The sequence below is a fragment of the Colwellia asteriadis genome (assembly GCF_039523295.1).
Lineage (GTDB): Bacteria > Pseudomonadota > Gammaproteobacteria > Enterobacterales > Alteromonadaceae > Colwellia > Colwellia asteriadis.
Window position 1 is genome coordinate 13,886 of the sequence record NZ_BAAAFA010000003.1, and the last position, 20,802, is coordinate 34,687.

A 20,802-nucleotide genomic window follows, 5' to 3' on the forward strand; every position below is an offset into this window, starting at 1 on the left:
CCAATAATAAAGACAATAACCTGCTCCCCATGAGTAAACAGCTTTCTTATCGTCGCGCTTTCTCATTAGTGTTAAAACGCGATTTAACCATCGCATTGCGCCACCGTGACGATATTATCAATCCGTTATTATTTTTTGTGATTGTTATCACGTTATTTCCATTAGGTATTGGCCCAGAGGCAAATACTTTAAGCCGCATTGCACCAGGCATTATTTGGGTTGCAGCCCTCCTAGCAACACTTTTATCGTTAGATCGCTTATTTAAAGCTGACTTCACCGACGGCTCCTTAGAGCAAATGCTATTAAGTCCACATCCAATATTTATTTTAGTGCTGGCAAAAATCACGGCTCATTGGTTAATTACCGGTTTGCCGTTAATACTAATGGCTCCATTATTAGCAGTATTACTGCATTTGGATGAAAACAGTTACGGAGCGTTAATAATAACCTTGTTTTTAGGTACGCCCGTTTTAAGTCTATTGGGGGCTATAGGCGTGGCATTAACTGTTGGTATAAAAAAAGGCGGTGTTTTACTCAGCTTATTAGTGCTACCGCTTTATATTCCTGTATTAATCTTTGCAACGAGCGCCATTGATACCGCAGCGCTTGGTTTACCCTACAGCGGACAACTTGCTATAATTGCCGCGCTATTTTTTGGCTCTTTAACTCTTGCACCTTTTGCCGTAGGTGCCGCACTAAAAGTGAGTACTAATTAATGTGGAAATGGTTACACCCTTATGCAAACCCTGAAGTGTCTTATCACCTTACAAATAAATTGCTGCCTTGGTTTAGTTACCTTGCTGCAATATTTTTAAGTATTGGCTTAGTATGGGCGCTTTTATTTGCCCCTGCCGATTATCAACAAGGTGATAGTTTTCGCATATTTTACGTACATGTTCCTGCAGCCTCACTTTCAATGGGTATTTATGTTTCTATGGCTATTGCCGCTTTTAGTAGCTTAGTTTGGCAAGTAAGGCTTGCTGATGCCTCGGCAGCTGCAATGGCACCTGTTGGTGCAGCTTTTACTGCAATTGCTTTAATTACAGGCTCTGCTTGGGGTAAACCTATGTGGGGCACTTGGTGGATATGGGATGCACGTTTAACCTCTGAATTAATTTTATTGTTTTTATATTTAGGGGTTATTGCCTTACATAGCGCATTTGAAGATAAAAATTTAGCCGGCAAAGCAGCGGGAATTTTAACCTTAGTTGGTGTTATCAACATTCCAATTATTAAATATTCTGTTGAATGGTGGAATACACTTCACCAAGGTTCAACCGTCAGCAAACTAGGAAAGCCATCAATGTCACTTGATATGCTCTGGCCATTTATTTTTTGCTTTATTGGTTTTTCATTATTGGTCGGTGTGATTATCTGTTTACGTTTTCGCAATGAGATTTTAGCTCGCAACAGTATTCGTCCTTGGGTGCGTGAGTTAGTAGAACAAAAAACACAGTAGTAGCAAACTTACATTGGAGAGCAAATAATGCAGTTTACTCATTTTAGTGACTTTATCAGCATGGGAGGATACGGCTTTTACGTATGGCTATCTTTCGGTGCTACCGCTTTATTACTAACGTTATTAGTAATAGATTCAAAAGCGGGGCATAAAAGAATTATAAACCATATTGCGCAACATAAGCGTCGAGAAGATAAGCTACGTAAAAGTCGTGAACAGCGAAAAAAAGCAGCAAAGACAGACGACTCAGCCGCAGGTTAACCCTATTTAACTTTAATTAAAGGTACTATCTCATGAACCCACGTCGTAAAAAACGCTTAGCAATTGTCAGCTCTGTACTCATCGGTATTGGCGCCATTGCAGGCTTAGTGCTTTACGCTTTAAGTCAGAATATTGATTTATTTTACACCCCCTCCGAGATTACTTCGGGTAAGAAGGAGACGGGGATTAAACCGGTTATTGGTCAACGTATACGTATTGGTGGCTTAGTGGTCCCTGGTAGCGTTAAACGCGACCCTGAAAGCCTAAAGGTATCATTTCAACTGAGTGATATGGTAATGCCTATTGTATTTAATGAAGGAGACCCTGTCGTTACTGTTTATTATGAAGGGATATTGCCCGATTTATTTCGAGAAGGCCAAGGTATTGTTGCAAACGGTACGCTAGCCGAGCATCCACCAACGGGTTTGAGTGTAGAAGCGAGTGAAGTACTTGCTAAGCATGATGAGAATTACATGCCGACAGAGCTTGCTGAAGCAGCAGGACAAAAGCATGAAAAAGCAAACTACACCCCTGAGCAGCTCAACACAAAGTAGCTAATATAGGTACTCTCTCTTCACTATGAGATAGTACTTACAGCCCCAAGCTAAAACCAACAAAAAAGGTGATTAACATAATCACCTTTTTTGTTGGTTTTTTTCTGTTGTAATGAAGTGGTTAAGCAGCTGATTAACCTTTAAGGCCAGTACTCTGCAATAAGGCGATCACCAATACTGTTTAGTATTTCAACCTCTCCTTCACAAACGGCTACAATTGTTTTTCCACGCTTATATCTCTCAGGAATAATCATGTCACCATAAAAATTCAATGCGAATCTTTGAGTTTCTCTAAATAGCTCTAGCTCTCCATCACTACAATAAATAACCGTCACTGTTCGTTTAGCCTCACCCATTATTAGCATCCTTTCTTTTAGAATAATTATTAATTTTTATTGATTATTAAGATAAAAAACATCTGGTCTGACCTAGCAACTGGTTAGATATCAATCTGGTTGTACCAGCATACCAACATCTGGTACAACCAGATAGTCACGTTTTAAACAACAAAAGAGAATAATATATAACTAAACTATAAAAACCGATTAAGCCTATATTTTTAAAGGAATAAAAAAGGCCCTCTTACTGAATAACAATAAGAGGGCCTTTTGAACCACCGTTTAATACACGATGGTTTTTCTTGCGGTATTAGATGATTTATCTAGCTGTAAGCTACATCAAAAGCAAGCCTGATAAATGAATAACTATTTCCAAGACTTCATTTTACAACCTTTAACCGCGTAAAATAAAATAAATAAATAACATGGTAACATCACAATATAGCCACTTTGTGCTGCTTCAGCAGTACCACTTGAACCACTTGCGATACTCCAAAACATTGGGCCAAAAGCGCCACCAGCAATACCCATTACTAATAAAGCAGAGCCAACACTTGTTAATTTACCTAACCCAGATAAGGCGAGTGGGAAAACAGCAGGCCAAACGATAGCATTGGCTAAACCAAGGAATGCTAATAACATCAGTGGATCGGGTAGTTGCACACCACCAAGAATGAACGATAAGCCATTAGCAATAGCGAATGAGTTATTATCAGCAAAGACAATACCTAAGCTTAATACCACACCTAAAATCGCTGAAGCGGTTAATGCGGCTTCTTGAGAAATAAATTTAGGAATTAAAGCAATACCTAAAATATAGCCAATAACCATACAAACCATAGTATAAGAGGTCATCACGCTGTATTTTTCAACCTTTAACGCTAAGGCAAAAGAGCCAATAGTATCACCCGCAATAACTTCAACAGCTACATATAAGAATAAAGCGATAACACCAAACGCTAAGTTAGGGTGCGCTAATGCTTCTTTAAGTTGGCCTTTAGTTTCTGTTTGATCATCAGCGTCTTGCTCTAACTCTGGTAAAGGTGATTTTTTAACGGCAAAACCTAATAAACCAATAAATAATGCCATACCTAAATAAGGAAGAATTAAGCTATTAGCCATGTCATCAATTTGATTTTGTGATAATTCAGTGCCAACTGTGTCAGTAAAACCACTCAAAATAAGCGCGGTGAATACAATAGGAGCAACAACACCTGCACCTTTGTTCATAATGCCCATGATAGAAATACGTGCAGCAGCTGATTCTTCTGGCCCAATACGAACAACATAAGGGTTAACCGCTGTTTGTAATAAAGTTTGACCTGCACCCATCACTAGCTGAGCAAATAAAAATAAGGCAAATATTTGGGTTTTAGCGGCTGGAATAAACAACAAGCCAGCGACCATCATAGTTGCCATACCTAATGCCATACCATTCTTATAACCAACTTTACGAATAATAGTCGCTGAAGGTAGTGCCGTAAACGTTACTGCAATATAGAAAGAGAAAATAATTAATGACGCCTGAAAAGGAGTCAGTTGTAGTATTTGTTGTAGATAAGGCATTAACGAGCCATTAAGCCACGTAGCAAAACCTAAAATAAAGAATAGTCCGGCAACTATTACCATGGGTAGAGCATTACTCTGTTTTTTTTCTTCGGTTAAAGACATTTCCATAACTTCCTCGTTAACTTGCGTTATTGTTATAATTATCGCTTGAATTTTTTGTTTAAGTAACTTATTTGTCCTAAAACTTTCTCATTTAGTACAAATAAGTCGTTTAATTAATTGAATTTTTCACCTGATACCCAGGTTTCATCTACTGTTAAGTCATCATTTAAAATAACAAAATCAGCTTGTTTACCCACTTGTAGTTTGCCGCGGATAACCTCTTGTCCTTGATACAGATATTCAGCAGGATACAAACTCCCCATGCGAACGGCTTCACCAAGTTCAACACCTAAACCCAAATGAGTGTTTTTAACGGCACTTGCCATATCTAAAGAGGATCCCGCAAGCTCACCCGTAGTAGAAGTTAACTTTCTGTTATCAACATATACAGTGCGATCATATAAAGCGAATTCTGTTTGGTCTGTACCTACCGGTGGCATAGCATCTGTCACTAAGAATATTTTTCCACGCGGTTTAGTTTTTATTGCTATTTGACAGCTTGCATAGTCAACATGAAACCCGTCAACAATTAAACCACAACTGGTATTGTCATTTAAAAATGCGCTACCAACTACACCTGGCTCTCGCCCTTGAAATGCTGACATAGCATTAAATAAATGTGTAAAGCCACTAGCACCAGCATCAATAGACTTTTGTGATGTTTCAAAATCGGCATTGGTGTGACCAATACATACTTTAATACCTAAATCGACCATACGTTTCACATCGTTAGGTGCTACAGTTTCAGGCGCTAAGGTAACAATAACTTGACCAATATCTTGGCGTGATAACACTTGCCATTCAGCCTCAGAAATAGGGCGAATGTACTCCGCACAATGCGTACCTTTTTTTGCAACAGACAAGTGTGGTCCTTCAAAGTGCACACCAACAATCCCTGCAACATTTTCATTAATTGCTTGAGCAATAGCATCAGCGGCTTGCGCCATCACTTCCACTTTGTCAGTGATCAAGGTTGGCATCATCGCAGTAGTACCATATTTGGCATGGGCAGCCATAATGGTTTTCAGCTTTTCAACAGATGGTGAGTCATTAAACAATGCGCCTCCGCCACCATTAACTTGTAAATCAATATAACCTGGAACAACTAAACCTGATGCCTTAACATCAAAATGTGATGTTTCTTGATCGATAGCCGTTATCTTACCTTGGCTTAATGTAAGCACTTGCTCATTGATAAAATTTTCACCATCAAATAAGCGTGGCGCATAAAGTCGAACTGAAGTCATAGGGTTTCCTATATTTGTCTAAAGAAATTACAGCAATAAATCGTTTTTAACGTAAGATTACGCTGATTGCTGTTGCTTCGCTACTTGTTTGGCGTACTCTTGTCTTGCAAACAGTACCGCGCCTACTTCTGGTGCACTTAAAGGCTCAGATAACTCAGCTTGAATTTCTTTAGCAAGCCATGATTTCAATCTTGGGGTTAAACCACCAATCATAGACATGCGAGGAGGGTTTTTAGCTTTTAGACTGCGTGCCATACTATTAATATATTCTGCACCTTCATTAACAATATCCAGTGCGACTTTATCGCCCTGCTCTGCGGCATCAAATACTAAGTTAGCAAGTTGTGCATAATAAGTCGCTTTTTTACCGGCAATAGCTTCCACTAGGCAAGTATCATCTTTACAGTTCAACTTATTTAATAGCACATCATTCATAATTGTTGGCTCCACTAAGCCATCAATTGATAACAATACATTTTTAGCTGCTTGTAAACCAAACCACGCGCCACTACCTTTATCGCCATGTGGGAAACCATGAGCACCTAAAATAGAGTACTCATCATCAATACAAGAAAAACCACATGAACCAGTACCTGTAATAATTACTGCACCATCACTACCTTGGTGCGCCCCTAAACAGGCTATTAACAAGTCAGTTGCTAAATACATTTGCTTAAACGGGTGTTTCCAGGCCGCCATTTGGTCAAATAATACCGGTAAATTTACCCCAGCTAAACCAACACCAGCATTAAGCTCATTTAATTCAATGTGAGCCAAGCCTGCATCTTCTAACGCTAACTTAGCTGACTCTGTAATAGAGTTGGTTGCTTGTTCGAAACCGTGAAGTGGGTTACCCGGTCCAGATATCCCCGTACCAAGGACTTCATTATTTTTATTCATAATGATGGTTTTACATTTACTACCACCACCATCAATGCCTAAAAATAGCTCATTGTTATTATCACTGCTTGTCAGCATACCAGCCTCTTAATTTATGCTTGTGCTCATAGATATACTTTTCGTTTATTTAATGATTATTCAGTAATACTGAATTAATACTTATTTTTTGAAAAGAATATTGTTCAATTTTTGATGCTTTTAATCTTAGCCACAAATGACAGCGTTGTCATTTACTTTTTTATAAAATCAACAATTTTAATTAAATTATACAAAAAAATAAGCGGTGAATCTTGCTTCTCTTAGCCGCCGCTTTATTAATGTCATTTTATTATTCGTAAAAAATATAAACCTTTCTGAGTGAAAAGTCATAACCTTGGTGGAAATTTCCCGTAACAATTACTGTTCGAGGTACTCACTCTATGTGAATAACACTGTAAAATAAAGAGCGGAAAGACTTTATTACTTCTAATGCGAAACATCCGTTATTAAAGCTGATGTTTCGCATTTATTGTATTTGGCTACTTTGATAAAGCACTGGTTGTTCTACTAGCACGAAGACCATTAATGCTACGACTACGGACCATAACAGGACCTTTCACTACCACAGGTTCAACATAAGTCAGCCAATCACCTTTACCTACTTTATACTCAATAGTTAAACCTGGGAAGGCAACATTTGCGAATAACTTACCATCTTTAATAACAGCACCAACGGTTGGTAGGCGGTAATCAATATTTGCAAGTTCGAGTTTTTCAAACTCTTTTTGACCGAGCACATTGGCAAATAAAGCCCACGCGTTATCACGTGAAACCTGCATTTCATCAGTAAAATTGTTAGTTTCTTGACTGTACTTTTTACCTTGATAATCATAAGGCACAGCCCATGAAGCTGAGTACCATGCACGCTCCGCTAGCGCAAGTAAGCGCGGGTAAATTTTATGCTCACCCATAGCACCAGTACGAGTATTTTCTCCCCACAACTGCCCTTGAATGCCATAAAATTTTTGTCCTGGCGCTAATGGAACTTTAGTATCGTCAGCAATATAGGCATTACCCTCTCTATTTGTCCAAAATTCAGCATGAGCCGGTAAGTTATCTGGCATAAATTGGAAGATTTTTTCAGTATTGGTTGCCCGTGAAGCCCAGTAATAGCCATGCTCTTTAGGATCTGCTTCATAAGGTTGATCGAAGTATAAAACCTCAGGACTTGATAACACCATTTGCCAATTACGATTAGTTAATGCGTGAACCTTGTCATGCCCTCCCCAAAATAAAGCATCCCACGCATTTGCTTGCACAATAGCAGGCATATTCTCTTTACGCGTATGCTCCATACCATCACTCCAGCCTGCAGTTTCAATATCTAAATCAGATAATATACCCGCAACGCGCTCAATAAAATAAGCGCTAAGCTCTTTCATGCTAGTAACACCTTTATCATTGTTAGCAATAAATTGCTGACAAGCAGGTGAGTCTATCCAAGCGCCTGCTGTTTCATCAGCCCCGATGTGATAGCGTGTTAATGGTTGACCTGCATCATTATGCATTTTTTTAACTTGTTTCATGACTTCAGTAATAAAGTCGTATGATGACTCTAGACAAACATTAATGGTGTTATCACCATAAAACTGCACTGAGGAGTACTTAGTGGTATCTTCAAAGTCATCTAATAAGAACTGCTTGGCTTTAGTTTCATCTTCTAAAGCTTGATATTTTTTATAACGCGCATTCATCGCTTTTACTGATGAACGTGAATGTCCAGGCATATCTAATGATGGAATAACCTGAATATGACGCGCTGTGGCTGCTGCTAGAATTTCTTGGTAATCAGCAACGCTATAGTAACCATTAACAGAACTTGTGGGGTCAACACCTGCGCCTAGTTGCGGCATTAAACAGCTTGTTTCTTGAATATCAAAACAACGTTTGCTGCCTACTTCGGTAAGCTCTGGTAGGCTTGGAATCTCTAAACGCCAACCTTCATCATCACCTAAATGTAAATGTAGCTTATTTAACTTATACGCAGCCATTTGGTCCAGTAACGATAAAATGAACTCTTTAGAATGGAAGTTACGTGCAACATCAACCATCATACCGCGAAAGGTATAATGCGGTTCATCATCAACATTTAATAAAGGTAGACGTGTTTCACCTAAAGTCACCAAACTTGCTAAAGATTGAATGCCGTTAAAAACGCCATTCGCATCAACACCAACAATTTTGATGTCTTTATCGGTAATATTAAGGCTGTAGCTACCCAATAATTTATCTTTATTCTCACTAATACTTAAATGTAATGGTAATCCTTGCTTATTTTCAGCAATACCTAAAGCTGTTAAACGACTCAACGCTGAAGCAACTTGAGCTTTATCAACATTACCTAAATGAATCGCCAACCCTTGATCGATATTCAAAAAGGCATTTTTGGCATCAACCGTAACGGACTTAGGTGTTGGAATAATGGCATTAGTAACCGCAATTTTATTTTTTTCACTGGTGAGATTAGCCGCAGCGTTACGTTCGAATAAGTTTTCACTTGTTAATCGTACGGTATTATCGTTCACAGTCCGCTTAAAATGCTTATCAAGATCATTTGCTAATTCAATATGAGTGAGCGTTTCTAACCCTGTTTCAGGGTCAATCACTGGTATAGTACTTTCAATAACACGCGGTTTTAAGTTTTGAGCACTCACAATATAGTTAGGCATTGCATCTGACTCTGCCAACATCCAAAATTGAGCACGAAATGAAACTGTTTTAATTTCACCCGCTTTAAAGCCAGAAAAACCATTTTGCAAGCTAATACGATGTAAGTCGCCATTAATATGCTCTATCGAAAACTCATCACTTTCAAAGGATTGAATAGGTGCAATATGACTAAAGTAAATGAACCAATCTTTTGCGTTAATAATTGTTGATGCATTAAAGCTTAGCTCAGCTTCATAACAAGTGCCGTTTTCAATAGCGCTATCACAATGTTCACTAGGGATATTGGTGTTCAAGCGGTACTTAACCTGCAAATTTTCGGCAATATTATCAACATCTATTTGTGTGGCGCTATGCAGTATTTTTAGTTGCTCTGCTGCAGGTATAATAGCCTGTTGGCTATTAATGGGTTGTTCACACCCTAGCAAGGTAAAACTAGCAGCAATAGTTAACGCTAAGATTTTTTTATTCATCTTTTTTATATGCATTTTAAAAGGCCTTTGTCCGAGTTGATTCACGGCGAAATAGTTTATTATTAATATTATAACTTGGCTCACTATCTCTATTTTTGACAGCGCTGTCAAACCTGAGTATATTGATTTATCAAAATGATGATTTATTCAACATTGCGAGTATGCGCACACAAGTATTGCTAAAATAAGAACACTAACGATGAATAGCATGAAAAATCTAAGAGTAAACCCTGATTACACTTTAAATAAAGTTACAATCTCTGATAGCGATGTATCGGTATTGGTCATTGATAATTTCTTATTTAATAGTGACGCTATTATGCATTTCGCGCACAACATTGCCTATTTTAACCCCATGTTTTCAGACAATACGCTATTTCCTGGTATGCGAGATAAAATGCCTGCACCTTATACTCGATTGTTAAAGGCCTTTTTTGACAACATCCTATTAAAAGAAATTAAGCCTGATGCTGTGTATCAATCAAGCTTGAATAAAAGTTTGTTATCTTTAGTCACTTGCCCACCAACTGATCTGAGTGCTAACCAAAAAATGCCGCATGTTGACTCATGTAATGATGACGATTACGCTTTCGTTCATTATTTATCAGGTCAAGCATTAGGCGGTACAAGCTTTTATCGTTATAAACCTAAAAACTTAATTGCCTTTACTCAGCAGCACCAAGCCGTTGTCCCCGAAATGTTAGAGAAAGTAACACAAAGCCCAGAAGAGCACACTAGCTATATTACCCAATCAACGAGCTTATTTGAGCAAGTGTTAACCATTGATGCTCAGCCTAATCGCTTAATTATATACCCTGCCAATATATTACATAGCGCTAACTTGGTTTCTAATGAAAGCTATTGTGGTGATATCAATCAAGGACGGCTTTCTATTTCATCATTTGCGAGTATAACAACGAAGTAACTATTCATTCTGTTGTTAATATGCTTTGATGCATTTAACACCTAAAAACAACCCAATAAATAACTATAAAGATAATACTGGAGTACCTTTCATGATCCCTTTAAATAACAAATTACATGCCAATGTAAAAATTAAAAAAAACAATAATGTTTCTCGCTTTAAAGAACAACAACTTATTCCTGTCACGGTACAAGACTTCATTCCATTATCAACAGAGTTCCCTATTGTTTTTGTAAAAAATGAAGAAACGGGGCAGTTTATCAGTGTTGCCATGATGGGAATACGCTCAGGCGTTAACTTGTATTGTCAAGACGAAAAATGGTCTTGTGCTGTAGCACCGTTAGGTTTTCATAATGCGCCATTTTCATTAATACAAACCAATGAGAATAGTGATGAAGTCGTTGTATGTATTGATGAAAAGAGTGTATTTGTTAATACTGAAACTGGTGATGCTTTATTTGACGAGCAAGGCGAGCAAACTGAATTTTTAAAACAAAGAACTCAAGCATTACTAAGCGTTGCCGAGTTTACCGAACAAACTCAAGCAATAATTGATATCTTTGCGAAGAAAAGGTTACTGGCTTCAAAACAACTCAACGTGAAACTTACTAGTGAACAAGAGCCTTTCTTACTTAACGGTATCTATTTGATTGATGAAAAAGCGCTAAACGCATTATCTACTGAAGAATTTGAAGATCTACGCACTAAAGGGTTATTACCACTAATTTACGCACACTTAGCCTCTTTACATCAAATAACACGCCTAACCATAAAGCAAAACGCATTCGAAGCGAAATAGAGAGAATTGTGAATGTCAGCACAACCTAAAAAAATAATAATTCTTGGTGGCGGCAGCGCAGGATGGATGGCTGCAAGTCTTATTCAGAAGGCATGGGCTGATAAAGGCACTGAAATATTACTTATTGAGTCTGATGTCATCAATAAAATAGGGGTTGGTGAAGGTTCAACCCCTGCCTTACGGTTATTCTTCAATTACCTAGGCATAAAGGAAGCAGAATGGATGCCTGCATGTAATGCCACCTATAAATGCGGCATTAGCTTTCCCGGCTGGACTAGCAAAGATGACCCCGCCTACGCTGACTTTTCCGCTTACATTCACCCTTTTTATTCTCAAGCCGACTGGAAAACAGGCAATGCTTTTATGCATAACGCCCGTTTAAGACGAGATGGCATCGATGTACCCGCTCACCCCGATGATTACTGGTTACAGTCTTATTTAGCCAAAAACTTTAAAAGTCCAATCGCCGCTCAACAATTAAGAGACGAAATGGATTATGGCTACCATTTTGACTCGGCACTGGTCGGTAACTTCTTAAAGGAACGCCTACTTTCAATGGGGGTAAAACATTTAGTTGATACCGTTGATGATGTCACACTCAACAACAGCGGTGAAATTGCTAGCCTTATAACAAAAGCTAATGGCGAACAAAATGCTGATATATTTATCGACTGTACAGGTTTTGCTGCGCGGTTAATCAGCAAAGCACTTAACGTTGACTTTGTAGATTATAGTGACAGCTTATTCAATGATAGAGCGGTTGCCATTCAGTCTTCAATAGACTGTACACAAGATATTCCCTCACAGACAACATCAACAGCCCTTTCATCAGGCTGGGCATGGAATATCCCGTTAAGTAACCGTTATGGCAATGGCTATGTTTATTCATCTAAATACATTACTGATGAAGAAGCAGAAAAAGAGCTTAGAGCCCATATAGGTAAAAGCTGCGAAGGTTATGAGGCTAGAGTTATCCCTATGCGCCTCGGTAGGTTAACACATCATTGGCACAAAAATGTTTTAGCTGTAGGTCTATCACAAGGCTTTATTGAACCGTTAGAAGCAACGGCACTGATGTTAATTCAGCATACTGTCGAACTATTTATTAGTCATTACGAAGAAATGTTTACCGAACAACGTGATACCGCAGGCCAACAAAATATTTTCAACTCCCAGCTAAATGAAGTATTTGAGAGTATAAAAGATTATATTGTTGCTCATTATCGCCTAAACTCACGCACTGATAGCCAATATTGGTGTGATAATCGCGATAACACAAACAACTCACCTCGCTTGAACGCGCTACTTAATGCATGGCACACAAAAGGCGGAGATTTCGAAGCGGAATTAACACGTCACAATGCTGAGTTAACCTACTTTGCACCTAGCTGGTATTGCTTATTTGCTGGAAAAGGTCACTTTCCAACAACAGTGACAAAGCCAGAGCAACATATAAAAGTCGCGCCTACCGCAGAAATCATTAACTATTGTCAGCATGTCAGTCAACAATTTTCAGTTCATAACGAGCAACTTGCTAAAGTTTATGGGGATAAATGGCCTAAAAGTAAGTAAACACAACTCACTACCTCTATAAAAACGTATCACTGACACACCACAATAAAGCCCAATACTTATGATTTGGGCTTTTTTATGCACGGTTAGAGAGCCTGTAAACCATATTTTTTGATCTTATTAATTAACTCTCTATGACCTGGCAGCTTTTGATTAAGTTGTTCTGAAATAGTACTTATACGTAAAGCATGTTCTTTGGCGGCACTATGATACTGCGATGATAATGCTGACAACTTACTTTGATAGTGCATCCCATAAAGCAAATATAAATAATTATCGTAATCGAATATTTCAAATTTGCTAAAAAAATCTTCTCTTTGAGGGCTAAAGTGTTGCCATAATGCTAATCGCTTTTTAAGTGTATCAGGAATAGTTTCTGACTTTTTATTGTCCAACCAAAACTGTGAATCTTCCCTATCTGAAATACAATAATGTAATTTAATAAAGTCAATAACTCTATCCCAAGCGTAACCCATCACATGATTAAATCGTTGTTCTAGTTCAGATGTTTGTTCGAAGGATTGTGGAAAACGATCGGCTAAAAAGCCTGCAGCAAAATCAGTTAACAAAATAGAGGTTGCTTCTAGCGGCTCTAAAAATCCTTGCGCTAATCCTAATGATACACAGTTTTTATGCCAGAATTTTTCCCTGTGTCCAACTTTCATTGGAATTTTTCGATACTTCAGCCCTGTAGGGTTACCATGTAAATAACGATCTAATTTGTTTGTTGCTTCTTCATCACTCATATGATCGCTAGAATAAACAAAACCAACCCCACGTCTATTAATCAAAGCAATATCCCAGATCCAGCCAGCTTGATGTGCTGTTGCAACGGTATAAGGCGGAATCTCATCATTCTCTTGAGTAGGCACTTGAACTACCAATGCAGAATTTACTAATAACTCTTTAGACTTTTCAATAAAAGGAACTTGTAAAGCTTTACCCAGTAGCAATGATTCAAAACCACTGCAATCTATATAAAAGTCATAGGCCAACCTACCACTTTCTTTAGTAATCAGTGCTGCTATAGCACCACTTTCATGTAACTCTGCCTCCAAAACATTTGCTTTTATATGCTGAACGCCAAAGTTTTCAACGGCATTTTTTCGTAATAAATTAGCAAATTTAGCTGCATTCAAATGGTAAGCATAACCAAGTGTTCCTTCATATTCAGGGGTCGTAATAGACTTAGGGGCTTTTTGCTTTTCACAAGCACTATGCTGTGGAGAAACCATATCTGCGTATGCTTTTTCTGCTCCATGATTAAGCCAATATGGCGTTAAATCATCACCAAACTTACTGGGAGCATCAAACAAATGATGAAAAAAATTATCGCTGCCATGCTTTGCTTTATCCATCCAATTCACAAACTTAATAGATTGTTTAAAGGTAACATCGCATTCACGAATAAACTCAGTTTCACTAATACCAAAGCTAGATAAGGTTTTTCTAATATGAGGAACAGTTCCTTCCCCAACACCAATAGGTGCTATATCAGGAGATTCAATCAAAGTAACAGTGACTGCATCATTATGATTAAATTTTTTACCTAAATGGTTTGCAGCTAACCAGCCCGCTGTTCCACCACCCACAATGACAATATTCTGCATAGCTATCATCCTATTAAATTATCATTTTTTATTGTACTGATAATACAGCAGTTTCTATATAAAAAAACCCAGCCGAGGCTGGGTTTTATTAAGTAGTTATTAACTATCGTTTAGAAACGAACAGCTACACCCACTTTATAACGTGCTTCGCCTTCAAAGCTCCACGCTGGGTAGCCATGTCTAAGCTCAGGTTTAACCTGTGCATCGCCACTTGCAATACCCACTTGAACACTATCTTCTTCAAGGATGTTAACTGCTTCAAATGTTACATCTAAGTAATCAGTTGCAGACCAAGTAGCACTAAAGTCTAATGTACCGTAGTCTTTGTGTTGACGTTGACCGTAGAAACCAGACTCACGAATCATGTACTCTGAACGCCAGTTGTACGCTAAACGAGCTGATAAGAAATCATTCTCGTAGTAACCTACAGTGTTAACAGTGTGCTTAGATGAATCTGAGAAAACACCTATTTGATCAGGGTAGTTACTTGCAGGAGAGCTTGCGTCAGCATAAGTGTAGTTTACAGAGTAACCTAAACCGTTGCTAAATGCGTCTTGAAGTTGGAACTCCATACCTTTGATCTTACCGCCAGTTGCGTTTTCTTTGTTGATAAGTGTCCAACAATCGTAAACGCCTACACCACAAGAACTTTCACCAGCAGCAGCAAGGTTAGGATCTTCAATACCAATTTGTTGGTTAAGAACCTGAACAGTTGTTACAAATGAATTTACTTCTTTTAAGAAGTAAGTTGCACTGAACATACCGTCTTCACTGAAGTACCATTCTACACCTAAGTCAGATTGGAATGCTTTAAACGGGTTTAAACCTACGTTACCACGTTGAACACGCTCGTTACCTGCAGTACCGTCATTGTAACCAGGTAATGCATAACTAGAGAACATATCTGTGTAGTTAGGACGAGACATAACTTGCGCCGCTGACGTACGTAAAATCACGTCATCAGATAAATCAAATGCAACGTTTACACTTGGTAATACTTCACTGTAGTCTTGAGTATCAGTTGATAATGTATCAGCGTAGTTACCTTGAGCATCTAAGTCATAGTAAGATGATGATGCATCAGTTGTTACATAACGAATACCGAAGTTACCACGAACACCGTCACCATCAAAATCAGCCATTGCATAAACAGCTAAGTTTTCTTCATCAACAGTACCGTAGCCGTCTTTAGCTTCTGAATAGCTATCAATAAACTGATAAGAGTCAGAAATCATGGCATCAAAATTTGGCTTAGGTAATACAAAACCAGCGCCTGATGTCATAGTACCTGAGTAGAATGCTGAAGCGTCTTGGCCAACGATACCAGAAGAGTTAGCATTTAATGTTTGTTGTGCAACAGAGTGATCTGCATAACGGAAACCCGCTTTAACAGCACTAATAGCGCCTAAGTCAACAGGAACTTCTACATCAATGTTTACATAAGTTTCTTCATCAGAGTTAGGTTGCTTTTTAAGTGCCCAACCAGCTGATGCTAAATCACCATTAAAGTCTTCAGCGCCAAATACTTTATTAGCAATATCAATAGCAATTACATCGCCAGTTGCATCGTAAGTACCCTTAAAGTCAGCAGGAGTACCGATAAAGTTACCGTAGTTAGCAGTAAGTTTAGTACCACCTTCAGATTTAGTGTTACCTACGCGACCTGATAACGTAAAGTTCTCTGCTTCATATTTCCAATCGAAATCGTAAGTGTCTGAAGTCATACCTGTTGAACGAGCCCATGTTTGTGTCCAACCTGGATTAGCACCAGTACCTGGACGACGGTAGAATGTACATGTACCGTCAGCATTTGTTTGCTCACAGCTAGCATTTTTGTCATCTTGGAACATAGTAAACATAGAAGTGTTTAAGTTATCAGCATCTAGTTCTAAGCTAGTTACTGTTAAACCGAACTCTAGTTCATCAGTTGGTGCATACTGAACAGCAAGGTTAAGCGCTGTACGCTCACGCATTTGCTCAAACGTTGAAGGAACAATGTCACCCCAACCAACTAATGACTCAATACCGTTACGTTGATATGTTTGGTCTGAGAAAGAGCCAGCGATTAAAACACCAAAGCTTTCGCTATCATTTTTCCAGCTGTATAAACCTGAAACTTCAGGATCTGCTTCTTCAGACACAGTACCGTAATCAGCTTTAACGCTTGCGAATAATGTATTAGCTTCTAAATCTAAAGGCTTACGAGTTTTAACGATAACTGTACCACCAACGCCACCTTCAACGATGTTTGCTTGTGATGACTTGTATACTTCAATACCACCAACTAACTCAGGAGGTAATAAAGTGTAGTTAAAGCTACGGTCAATATCTTGTTGGTCGTACCAACCAGTTGATGCAACTGTGTGACCGTTTAATAAAGTACGTGTTAATTGTGCAGAAGCACCACGAATAGAAACTTGCTGACCTTGACCAAATTGACGGTTAACAGCAACACCAGGAATACGACCTAATGATTCACCAACATCGCCATCAGGGAATTTACCAATGTCTTCTGATGATACCGCATCAAGCACAGCGTTAGAAAAACGCTTAGCATTTAATGATGCTTTTAATGAACCACGAATACCAGTAACCTGAATTACTTCAACTTCGTCTTTATTTACTGCAGCAGCTGCTTCATCAGCCGCGCTAGCTTGTGCTGATACACCAGCTAAAACCATAGCGATTGAACTCGCTAAGAAACCTTTTTTAAATGTTTTTGATGACATCGACTTTCCCTTACACACGTTTTGTTTTTAAAATATTTTTTTATATCTAGTATGATTATTTCACTAAATCTCAAATCTTTGCATTCGCCTTTAATGACAACGCTGTCATGAGATAACTAAAACCTTACCTTTTATTAGTTCATTTGGCTAGAATAAATTAACAAATATTTGCATAAAAACAACATAAATCAACAAAAGATACTGATTTAAAAGGGTTTTAACAAGAACTTTTTTTTGTTACAAACCTGTATTAGACTGCAAAATAGTTTATTTTTGAACAAAAAAAACACACAAAAACACACTTAACGACTAACAATTCAAAAAGAGAGAATAAAAATTCACTAATTCTATATTCATTAAGACAAAAAAGCCCCTTAGCGATTCAAAGTAACAACTTTGAATCGCTAAGGGGCTTTTGTATATACATGGGTTATTTAATCAATACAAAACAACTTAAACTGCTATTTGGTCGATAAATAAAACTTTAATAAGCTTTTTGTTGAGCAATCATGTCCGTTAGCAATATTACCGCTTTCAAGCTCGTCTTGAATCTCAGCAGCTAAGCCTTTGCCTAGTTCTACACCCCATTGGTCAAATGAGCATATTTGCAAAACAATACCTTGCACGAATATTTTATGCTCATATGCGGCAATTAAACTACCAATAGTTTTAGGATCTATGCGCTTCATTAATATGGTATTTGTTGGGCGATTACCTTTATGAACCTTATGTGGTGCAACTTGGTCAATATATTCAGGCGTACGTCCTTTAGCTTTAAGATCAGCACGAACTTGCTCTTCATTTACGCCCGCCATTAATGCTTGTGTTTGCGCAAAAAAGTTAGCCATTAAGGTTTCATGGTGCCCTTGCACTGGAGTAACACTCTCTACTGAACCAATAAAGTCAGCTGGCACAACATTATTACTTTGATGTAAGTACTGGTAAAAAGCATGCTGCCCGTTAATACCGAGTTCGCCCCAAATAGAAGGTACTGTAGCATAATCGACATCAACACCATCCCAAGTGACAGACTTACCATTACTTTCCATTTCTGCTTGCTGTAAGTAAGCCGTTAGCATATGCAATGTTTGGTCGTATGGTAATATAGCCTGTGATTGTGCTCCTAAGAATGTAGTATTCCATACGCTAATCAACGCCATAATTGCCGGCATATTATCTTTCAATGGTGCATTAATGAAATGTTGGTCCATTTCATGGGCACCATCAAGTAACTCTTTAAATTTATCAAAGCCTAAATCAAGCGCAATAGCTAAACCAATAGCTGACCATAATGAGAAACGACCACCAACCCAGTCCCACATATCAAAGATATTTTGCTCTTCAATACCAAAACTCATCGCATTTTCTTTGTTTGCGGTTACCGCAACAAAATGTTTCGCGATAGATTTTTCATCAAAAGATGCGCTAGTAAGCCACTTCATCGCAGTACGGGCATTTGTCATGGTTTCTGTTGTTGTAAATGTTTTTGATGAAACAATAAACATAACTTTTTCAGGATCTAAAGGTCTTAAAACTTCAACAATTTGTGCGCCATCAACATTGGATACGTAATGTACGTTAACACTACCGTCACTATAATGTTTTAGTGCTTCGGTCACCATTTGTGGGCCTAAGTTTGAGCCACCTACACCAATATTAACAATATCAGTAATGCGTTTACCTGAGTAACCTAACCAATGACCTTGACGTACTTTATCAACAAAAACTTCCATTTCAGCTAATTGTTTTTGCACGTGTTGAGTTACGTTTTCGCCATCAATGATTAACGGCTCATCACTTTTACGACGTAAAGCTGTATGTAATACGGCTCTATCTTCTGTTTTATTTATTTTATCGCCGCCAAACATTTTCGCACGCCACTCGCACACTTCTGTTTCTTGTGCCAACGTGAGTAAAGTATCAAGCGTTTCGCTATCTATTAGGTTTTTTGAGTAATCAAGTAATAAGTTAGGTAGCTCTATTGAGAATTTATTGAAACGCTCGCCATCTTCGGCAAACAGGGTATTCATATGTTGAGATTTTTTTTCTTGAGCAAGTTGTTGCAACTTTTTCCAACTAGCTAATGTTTGACGAGCGGACATAGTGGACCCTAATTTAAAATTGATTGATTTAATGGTTAAACTTACACAAATGCAAGTTACGTATTAATAACATCCGTGTAAATTAACGGTTTAGCTTAATGCGTTACACACATTTATTATTGTTATATACACTCATGGTTAGAGTTTTCGCTCTATTTAACAAGTGTGATTATATGAAATTTATGCTACCCTATTAAATAATGACAGCGCTGTCAATCGTTAATATGATTAACGATAACCCAAAGCTAAAAGATAAGAAAGCACCTCTTATAAGTGATGATATTTATCAATTAAAGGTTTATTCTATTTCCCTTGTTATAAGGCGACTTTATAGAAAATGTTACCGCCTGTGTAATTAAGGTTCAGCTTTAACTAGAGTTTAGTTTAAAAAAACAACATAATAATAAAAAGAATAAAGGCTAATAATATCAATGAAAGCGACAATTAATGACGTAGCCAAGCAGGCTGGCGTATCGATCAAAACTGTATCTCGCGTCATAAACAACGAACCCTCAGTGCGAAAAGCGACACAAGAAAAAGTACTGTTAGCCGTTACCGCTTTAAATTATAAGCCTAACCTCTCGGCTAGAAATTTAGCGGGCACAAAATCATTTAGCATAGGTTATGTTTATTGTAATCCCAACGCTTATTATGTTATTGACACCCAAGAGGGTATTTTAACCGCCTGTAAAGAGCAGGGTTTTGAGTTATTCATTCATCCTTGTGATGCTAAAAAAGAACATATTACTGATGAAGTTGTAACTATGGTCAAGCAAGCCCGCGTTGCTGGCTTGGTATTAACTCCTCCTTTTTCTGAAATGCCTGATTTTGTCAATGCTATGCTGGCATTAGATGTTAAAGTGGTGCGTATTATGTCTGGAGATGTTGCTCCTGATCAGTTAACTCCTTGCATTATGGTTAATGACCGCGATGCCGCTTACACGATTACTCAGCACCTCATTGATGTGGGCCATCAACGTATTGCTTTTCTTGCTGGTGATGCAGAGCATATGTCAACCATTGAGCGTTATAAAGGCTACCGTAAAGCACTGAAAGACAACAACATTGAGTTTAATCAAGAGTTGGTTATTGAAGGTGAGTACTCTTTTGATTCGGGGGTTGACGCTGTAAAGATATTAATGGCTCCAGAAAAAGACATTCACCCCAGCGCTATTTTTTCATGTAACGATGAGATTGCCGCTGGTGCCTTATTTGCAGCAAGACTAATGAATATCAGTATTCCTGAGCAGTTAGCTATTTCAGGGTTTGAGAATAGCCCGTTTTCACGACAAGCATGGCCTAAGCTGACCACAGCAAACCAACCGAATAGAAAAATTGCTGAAAACGCAGCAAACTTACTTATATCGCAAGTTAGAAATCAAAAAGCCAATAATGCACTCACTAAACTATATACTCCTGAACTCATTGTTAGGGACTCCACTACCAGCATTTAATA

The 20,802-nt window shown here is 38.1% G+C and carries 16 protein-coding genes; 8 read left to right on the top strand and 8 right to left on the bottom strand.

Annotated elements, in window-relative coordinates:
- Positions 1 to 29 precede the first annotated feature (29 nt).
- The 4 genes from ccmB to ccmE are packed head-to-tail and all read left to right on the top strand — an operon-like array spanning position 30 to position 2,274.
- Positions 30 to 716 carry a heme exporter protein CcmB gene (ccmB, locus tag ABD005_RS04945; RefSeq protein ID WP_215981066.1) on the top strand — a complete coding sequence of 229 codons (687 nt, stop codon included), beginning with the start codon at positions 30 to 32 and terminating at the stop codon, positions 714 to 716.
- A complete protein-coding gene (locus ABD005_RS04950) occupies positions 716 to 1,459 on the top strand; it encodes a heme ABC transporter permease (RefSeq protein ID WP_215980892.1) in 744 nt (247 codons plus the stop codon). Before ccmB ends, ABD005_RS04950 begins: the two co-directional genes overlap by 1 nt.
- Positions 1,460 to 1,486: 27 nt before the next feature.
- The gene (ccmD, locus tag ABD005_RS04955) at positions 1,487 to 1,720 is read left to right on the top strand and encodes a heme exporter protein CcmD (protein ID WP_215980891.1); all 234 of its coding nucleotides are present in this window, start codon (positions 1,487 to 1,489) and stop codon (positions 1,718 to 1,720) included.
- A gap of 32 nt (positions 1,721 to 1,752) precedes the next feature.
- Complete coding sequence (ccmE, locus tag ABD005_RS04960) at positions 1,753 to 2,274, top strand: cytochrome c maturation protein CcmE (protein WP_215980890.1); 522 nt, start codon at positions 1,753 to 1,755, stop codon at positions 2,272 to 2,274.
- A gap of 140 nt (positions 2,275 to 2,414) precedes the next feature.
- Here the strand turns inward: ccmE and ABD005_RS04965 are convergent, their stop codons facing one another.
- From ABD005_RS04965 to ABD005_RS04985, 5 genes are all read right to left on the bottom strand, one after another.
- Positions 2,415 to 2,630, bottom strand: coding sequence for a TIGR02922 family protein (locus tag ABD005_RS04965; protein ID WP_343815686.1), 216 nt, complete (start codon positions 2,628 to 2,630; stop codon positions 2,415 to 2,417).
- A gap of 348 nt (positions 2,631 to 2,978) precedes the next feature.
- On the bottom strand, positions 2,979 to 4,289 hold the full coding sequence (gene nagP, locus ABD005_RS04970; RefSeq protein WP_425544881.1) for an N-acetylglucosamine MFS transporter NagP: 1,311 nt from the start codon (positions 4,287 to 4,289) through the stop codon (positions 2,979 to 2,981).
- Positions 4,290 to 4,396: 107 nt separating this feature from the next.
- Positions 4,397 to 5,530 (bottom strand): N-acetylglucosamine-6-phosphate deacetylase, encoded by a 1,134-nt coding sequence (gene nagA / locus ABD005_RS04975; protein ID WP_343815689.1) that lies wholly within the window; start codon positions 5,528 to 5,530, stop codon positions 4,397 to 4,399.
- Between the two features lie 57 nt (positions 5,531 to 5,587).
- Entirely contained in the window at positions 5,588 to 6,508 is a 921-nt protein-coding gene (nagK, locus tag ABD005_RS04980) for an N-acetylglucosamine kinase (protein WP_343815692.1), read from the bottom strand.
- A gap of 440 nt (positions 6,509 to 6,948) precedes the next feature.
- Positions 6,949 to 9,609, bottom strand: coding sequence for a family 20 glycosylhydrolase (locus tag ABD005_RS04985; RefSeq protein WP_425544885.1), 2,661 nt, complete (start codon positions 9,607 to 9,609; stop codon positions 6,949 to 6,951).
- Positions 9,610 to 9,817: 208 nt separating this feature from the next.
- Here ABD005_RS04985 and ABD005_RS04990 point away from each other — a divergent pair, with 208 nt between their 5' ends.
- From ABD005_RS04990 to ABD005_RS05000, 3 genes are all read left to right on the top strand, one after another.
- Positions 9,818 to 10,534, top strand: coding sequence for a DUF6445 family protein (locus tag ABD005_RS04990; RefSeq protein ID WP_343815698.1), 717 nt, complete (start codon positions 9,818 to 9,820; stop codon positions 10,532 to 10,534).
- A gap of 91 nt (positions 10,535 to 10,625) precedes the next feature.
- Entirely contained in the window at positions 10,626 to 11,333 is a 708-nt protein-coding gene (locus ABD005_RS04995; RefSeq protein WP_252738950.1) for a SapC family protein, read from the top strand.
- A gap of 12 nt (positions 11,334 to 11,345) precedes the next feature.
- The gene (locus ABD005_RS05000; protein WP_343815701.1) at positions 11,346 to 12,905 is read left to right on the top strand and encodes a tryptophan halogenase family protein; all 1,560 of its coding nucleotides are present in this window, start codon (positions 11,346 to 11,348) and stop codon (positions 12,903 to 12,905) included.
- Positions 12,906 to 12,991: 86 nt separating this feature from the next.
- Here ABD005_RS05000 and ABD005_RS05005 read toward each other — a convergent pair whose 3' ends face one another.
- The 3 genes from ABD005_RS05005 to pgi form a co-directional block, all read right to left on the bottom strand.
- On the bottom strand, positions 12,992 to 14,521 hold the full coding sequence (locus ABD005_RS05005) for a tryptophan halogenase family protein (protein WP_343816374.1): 1,530 nt from the start codon (positions 14,519 to 14,521) through the stop codon (positions 12,992 to 12,994).
- A 104-nt stretch (positions 14,522 to 14,625) separates the two neighbouring features.
- Positions 14,626 to 17,244 (bottom strand): TonB-dependent receptor, encoded by a 2,619-nt coding sequence (locus ABD005_RS05010; protein ID WP_343815704.1) that lies wholly within the window; start codon positions 17,242 to 17,244, stop codon positions 14,626 to 14,628.
- A gap of 461 nt (positions 17,245 to 17,705) precedes the next feature.
- The gene (gene pgi / locus ABD005_RS05015; RefSeq protein WP_215980881.1) at positions 17,706 to 19,346 is read right to left on the bottom strand and encodes a glucose-6-phosphate isomerase; all 1,641 of its coding nucleotides are present in this window, start codon (positions 19,344 to 19,346) and stop codon (positions 17,706 to 17,708) included.
- A gap of 431 nt (positions 19,347 to 19,777) precedes the next feature.
- On the opposite strand from pgi, the gene ABD005_RS05020 reads away from it, so the two are divergent.
- Positions 19,778 to 20,800 carry a LacI family DNA-binding transcriptional regulator gene (locus ABD005_RS05020; protein WP_343815709.1) on the top strand — a complete coding sequence of 341 codons (1,023 nt, stop codon included), beginning with the start codon at positions 19,778 to 19,780 and terminating at the stop codon, positions 20,798 to 20,800.
- Positions 20,801 to 20,802 lie beyond the last annotated feature (2 nt).